Consider the following 5,581-nt stretch of genomic DNA (forward strand, 5'->3'; position numbering starts at 1 on the left):
CTTTTTTCTTATCTTTATCTTTTTTCTTATCTTTGTCTTTATCTTTTTTTTTCTTTTTTTCATACTTAAATTCGTCGTCCATCTTCAAAATAAATTCCTCCTTTTTTCTATCTTTTTTCACCTAAATTCGTTGTTAATACTTAAAATAAATCCTCCTTTCTTTGGTAAGTTATTGTATGAAGACATGCCCCTGCATGTTATAGACGAAATCATTGAAGGGCAGCCTCATTTTCAAAGTTTTTTGCACTAAGATGTAACTAAATTGATAGACACTCATAATTGAAATTCGTGTTTCATTAGGTGTAATGGTACAGGGTTCTAATACAAAAAGTGCCTTGATCCAGTACTGAATCAAGGCACTTCTTATTTAAAAGCAATTATTTGTCATTATCATTACTATCACGATTTTTCTTCTTAGCCAAAGCATCGGCATCACGTTTTTCTTTCTTGGCTAAAGCATCAGCATCACGTTTTTCTTTCTTAGCTAACGCATCAGCATCACGTTTTTTCTTCGCAGCTAACGCATCAGCGTGATCTTTATGTTCATGAGCCATAGGAATATCACTCCTTTCCATTCAATTTATCACCAATATATGAAGCACAAATAAAAAGGAGACTGGAGATGAATAAATTTAGTTTAAAGCCTGGTTCTGGTATAAGATGACTCTATAAAATAGGTGTAATCGGTATAGAAACAAAAAATTTGTTTAAGCGGAAACATCAATGTTGTTAATTTGTCTCTACTTTATTAAATAGGCTCTAGATAACTCTCGTTTTGCTGTTCTTGCATAAAGAAACGTATCAAAAGAAATAGGAAGAAAATACATATGTGTTATTTAAAGAATGAAACCCAAACACGGCCTCTTTGTGGCGTCAAGGCTATATAAAAATCACTTGACGTACTAACAAAAGTTCGGGTGGTTGGAAGGAGGAGATTCGGAAAAAAAGAGGGTGGATACACCCTGACGCGTGCACCTTCTTTCTTCCACCTTATGGATAATCAACAGGCGTGGTATATAGCAAAATATATAGAATACTATAATCACAAACGAATCAAGACAGAATTAAAAGGCATGAGCCCGGTACAATACCGAGCTCATGCCCAACAAGCCGCCTAATGGAATAATCTGTCTAACTTTATGGGGTCACTTCAACGTTAAGGAACCGGCTTTTTTAATAACTCCTTCAGTTCACAGACAATGTTTCTAAATCATATCCTTCTGGATATAAGTCCTTCGCTTGTGCCTCTAAGAAAAGTCGATTAACATTTACTTTAATAAATTCCCCGTTATAGAACACAACAAGATTATTGAAATTGTCCATTTCTTTATATACAATTCCAAAGTCATCATGGTCTAATAATTTCACGCGATCCCCTTTTTTATATTCAAACTTCTCTTGGATTTTCTCTTTGGCTCTTAGGCCTCCTTATTTTATCCTCATTTATACGTCCTAAATGATATTCTTTATTTTCCATATAGCCTTTTGCTCTTTGTAGCACATTTTCACGTACATTCATTTTTCTAGATATCCAAAGGGCATTGCTTTCCCCTGATTTCCCTATCATTAATTTATACATAGGTTCCAATGTTTCATTATTAAATTGCATTGCTGCATTCATAAAGTCATTATGCATTTCTGAAAAGCGTTTAATTTCACCGTAGTGAGTTGTTGCCACTGTAATGCATCCCATGTGATAAAATTCTTCTAAAATTGAAATCGCAAGTGCCGCCCCTTCATTCGGCTCTGTACCGCTTCCTATTTCATCAAATAGTAAAAGTGTATTGTTATTTGATGCTCTCATAATTTCAGAAAGGTTTTTCATATGAGATGAAAATGTACTCAGTGCATTTTCTATACTTTGATTGTCCCCAATGTCTACAAATATTTTTTCAAATACTGCAATTTCCGTTTCCTTGTCCGCAATAATGTGAAAGCCTGACATTGTTGCTAATGTTAATAATCCAATTGTTTTCAGCACAACAGTTTTCCCACCAGCATTTGGCCCTGTAATAATCAAACTACGATAATCTTTTCCAATTTCAAAATTAAGCGGTACAGCTTCTCCTGTTAAAAGTGGATGTTTGCACTGAACTAACTTTATATACCCATAGTCATTTAATTTTGGTTCAACTCCGCCAATATGTTTGCTAAATTTCGCCTTTGCAAACACCATATCATATTGGCTAATAAGATCCATGTTTATCTTGATCTCATAAATGTTCTCTAAAATCATTCCTGATAAAGTAGCTAATATTTGATACTCCTCCATTGCTTCTTCAGCTTTTAGGCCTGCAAGTTCTCCGTTTAATTTTGTAACTGTATTCGGTTCAATAAAGACCGTTGATCCTCTGGAAGAAACTTCAATAATTGTTCCTAAAACTTGATTTTTATATGAAGCTTTAATTGGAATTGTATATCGATCGTCTTTCTTGCTAATAAAAAATTCTTGAATATATTTCTTATTGGCACTACTATTCAAAAATTTATTTAAGCGCTCTTTAATTTTCTCTTCTACTGAATCAATACTATTTCGAATCCGCTTTAATTCTTTGCTTGCTGCAGAGTCAACACGATTTCCTTTAATCGAATTATTAATTTCCTCCTCTATACTTTTAAACTCGGACAATGAATTCGCATACGATGCTAGTACTGGTGCCAAAAACTTTTTATCCAGCATAAACTTTTTAATTTTCCTGCATCCTCTTAAAAAATCCGACATACTAACTAACCTGCCTGGATCTAGAATCGTGCCTTTTTCAAGATTCTCAATGATATTTTCAACATTGGAAATTCCTGAAAATGGTACATGACATTCTGCATCTAATATTGCTCGTGCTTCAGTTGTTTCATTCAATCGGTTTTTAACTTCTTTTATACTTGAGCTTGGCTCCAATTTATCTAACAATTGTTTTCCTAATCCACTTACACAATAAGACTTAACTATTTCCTTTAACCTGTTATATTGTAACTTTTCAAAAGTCATCTTATTCACTTTCTATTCTCCTCACTATGACTTATTTGTATCATAAATGAAGATACCTACCCGTTAGATTCCAATGAGATTTAAATAATTAAATCTAACATAATATTTCATTCCGGAATTTTATATTATAAAAATAAACATAAAAAAGCTGCGGAGATACCGCAGCTTTTTTTACATTTACAAGGCATGTGTAATATACATGTACATTGAAATAAACCATCTAAAAAAGATAGCTATCTCATAATCATTACACGCTTTATAAAGTATTGTAGGTATCTTCATAGGTATTGAAATAAATCCATGACAAACTTAGGGGTATGAAGTATATAAAAATCCCCTTTTGTCATTAAATTTATTTCATTTAACTTTTCCTATTTAGAACCTACCACACTCACAAAAAGCACCTCTCATTAATTTATAGTTATGTTCATTGAAATCCAACTTGTTTAAGACATCATACTATGTGTCAATAGAAAAGTAAAGATAAAACACTTTATCAATATATAATTATTTGGTTTATTTTAAATTTTAGGCCTATAAACAACCGTTTTTGAGACTCATAACATAAGAAAAATATTTCAGAAAAGCGCCCTTTAAACGAATAAACTAAAATATGGGTTTAGTCCTAAAATCGCTTATTTACCTCTAAATTCTGGGAACACTTCTATGATTCGTTTGGCTGAGAATTTCATCTTATCCCCTCCAGTTGACTCAATGAAGAAAAAGAATGACCAAATACAAAAAATAGAAGGATTCCTACGCTTTCGCTTTTACTTACTTTAATATTCTCCTTTAATTACAAAAAACGAGCCTCGAATTGTTCCAGCTAGTTTAGACTTCTGTCTAGCAAACTTAAACTTCCCTTCTAACTCCTTTGGTACCTCCATCCCCTCAGAAAGCTTAAAGCCAACGGCCCGCTTCTTAGAGTCATCAACCGTATACATGACGTTGACCTCAAGACCATCCTCATAAAAGACGTAGGCAAATTTGATATTTTCCACTTGAAAACGCGACGTTTCTAAAGGTTTAGCCGCAAATTCAATATCACGTTCTTCCTTCAAAATTCGGTTCACATAATCAAGGGTCTCCTGGCTTTCGCTAGCTGGTACAACCGTAAATTCATGCTTGTATTTGTTCATAAAGTAACGGGCTTCATTAGCACGTAAACCAGCAAGCGCTTCTACTACAGGTGAAGACTCTAAACCAACCGTAGACACATTTTTAAAATCAACGATATAGGACATTTCCATCCCTCCTTTTATCTCTTTATTTCACAACAACAGGAATCCACATTTCACCAAAAACTAAGCCGTTTCGCCGCCCCATCTCAACCGTTGCATTTGGCCCACCAACATAGGTAAAATTCTTTGCTTCTGCCAAGACTTGACCAAAGGCAAGGCCAACAAGCTTATTATTCAATTCATCAGTTATCTTCCCTTCCCCCTTAGGAAATTGGAATGGCTCAGTCCTATACTGTACTGTTTGCTCTTACCGATTCGTTTGCTCAATATGCTAAACTAAAATAACGGGTTCAGGTTTGGCCTTACATTTCCGCTAACACTTTTTTAAGTTCTTCTCCCATTTTCGCCCAACCATATTTCGCACCATTGAACGCTTGATCTTCTTTTTCGAATCCTGTTTGTTCAAGATGTAAATAGGTTGTTCCATCTTCTTCCTTCAATGTCCATGTGACTGTAGTGTTTATCGGACCACCTACCCATGTGTAAGATAACTTATAAGGCTCTTCCACTACTAATACTTCACAATCTACAATTAAATTCAACTGCTCATTTCGGAATTTACATTTATGTCCTACGATTGGTTTAAAGTTATTTTCCATTATCCATTTTGCAAGGGTATCCGAATCTGTTAACGCGTTCCACACCTTATTGATTGAACTTGTAAACTGAAAATCTAATGATACATCTGCCATTATTTATTCCTCCGATAATAAATTTTTTAAAAGTGCCACTTTTTCATTCCAAAATTTCTCGTAAAAGGATACCCAATCTTTAATTTCCTGTAGGGGAGCTGCATTTAGTCGATACCTTGTTTCTCTACCAACCTTACGATCAGCAACTAGACCAGCTTCTTTAAGAATAGCCAAATGTTTAGAAACTGCAGTACGCCCCATTTGAAATTGAGCGGTTAATTCGTGAAGAGGCAACTCTTTTGCATCTGCCAACAAACGTAGCAATTTACGTCTTGTTGGGTCAGCGATGGCTACATAAACATCACGCTCTTGATTTTTCTCGTTCAAAATCACCCCACCTTATAAATTAGACACCGATTGGTGTCTTGATTATATGACACCAATTGGTGTCCAGTCAATTTTATTTTTGACAAAATGGATTAGTTTTATTTTCGCATCGTCAAGTATGTATATAAATCGCGATTAGCTTTTCTGCATACTTATGCCTCCCAAAAGTTGTCTATACGGGTGCTAAAACCAGCGGATAAGGAGACGATACGTAATGAGAACGTTAAAAATCACCTGTAATCATGGTTGGACAGCCGAAGCGCTACGCACATACGAACGTACACTTCAAACGGTGAGGCATCGCCATCGTGTCATGGCGGTTCGTCTGGTCATGG

The 5,581-nt window shown here is 34.8% G+C and carries 4 protein-coding genes and 3 pseudogenes; 1 reads left to right on the forward strand and 6 read right to left on the reverse strand.

Going from position 1 to position 5,581, the window contains the following annotated elements:
• Positions 1 to 377: 377 nt before the first annotated feature.
• Positions 378 to 554, reverse strand: coding sequence for a hypothetical protein (locus HMPREF0083_RS28085; RefSeq protein WP_155847235.1), 177 nt, complete (start codon positions 552 to 554; stop codon positions 378 to 380).
• 444 nt (positions 555 to 998) lie between these two features.
• Between HMPREF0083_RS28085 and HMPREF0083_RS27250 the strand changes: the two are divergent.
• Positions 999 to 1,118: pseudogene (locus HMPREF0083_RS27250) on the forward strand (IS3 family transposase); the annotation flags it as partial.
• 70 nt (positions 1,119 to 1,188) lie between these two features.
• On the opposite strand, the pseudogene HMPREF0083_RS13105 reads toward HMPREF0083_RS27250, so the two are convergent.
• The 5 genes and pseudogenes from HMPREF0083_RS13105 to HMPREF0083_RS29405 all read right to left on the reverse strand — a co-directional run.
• A pseudogene (locus HMPREF0083_RS13105) lies at positions 1,189 to 2,995 on the reverse strand (endonuclease MutS2); the annotation flags it as partial.
• A gap of 770 nt (positions 2,996 to 3,765) precedes the next feature.
• Positions 3,766 to 4,230, reverse strand: a complete 465-nt coding sequence (locus HMPREF0083_RS13110; RefSeq protein ID WP_040302707.1) for a hypothetical protein — start codon at positions 4,228 to 4,230, stop codon at positions 3,766 to 3,768.
• 22 nt (positions 4,231 to 4,252) lie between these two features.
• A pseudogene (locus HMPREF0083_RS13115) lies at positions 4,253 to 4,432 on the reverse strand (transcriptional regulator); the annotation flags it as partial.
• 97 nt (positions 4,433 to 4,529) lie between these two features.
• Entirely contained in the window at positions 4,530 to 4,919 is a 390-nt protein-coding gene (locus tag HMPREF0083_RS29400) for an SRPBCC family protein (RefSeq protein WP_021621914.1), read from the reverse strand.
• A 3-nt stretch (positions 4,920 to 4,922) separates the two neighbouring features.
• The gene (locus HMPREF0083_RS29405) at positions 4,923 to 5,246 is read right to left on the reverse strand and encodes an ArsR/SmtB family transcription factor (RefSeq protein ID WP_040302708.1); all 324 of its coding nucleotides are present in this window, start codon (positions 5,244 to 5,246) and stop codon (positions 4,923 to 4,925) included.
• Positions 5,247 to 5,581 lie beyond the last annotated feature (335 nt).

Source organism: Aneurinibacillus aneurinilyticus ATCC 12856 (assembly GCF_000466385.1).
Classification (GTDB): domain Bacteria; phylum Bacillota; class Bacilli; order Aneurinibacillales; family Aneurinibacillaceae; genus Aneurinibacillus; species Aneurinibacillus aneurinilyticus.

What these genes read in the sequence shown, in the direction of transcription:
- HMPREF0083_RS28085 (WP_155847235.1), bottom strand. Translation starts at nt 554, where the DNA reads ATGGCTCATGAACATAAAGATCACGCTGATGCGTTAGCTGCGAAGAAA.
- HMPREF0083_RS13110 (WP_040302707.1), bottom strand. Translation starts at nt 4,230, where the DNA reads ATGTCCTATATCGTTGATTTTAAAAATGTGTCTACGGTTGGTTTAGAG.
- HMPREF0083_RS29400 (WP_021621914.1), bottom strand. Translation starts at nt 4,919, where the DNA reads ATGGCAGATGTATCATTAGATTTTCAGTTTACAAGTTCAATCAATAAG.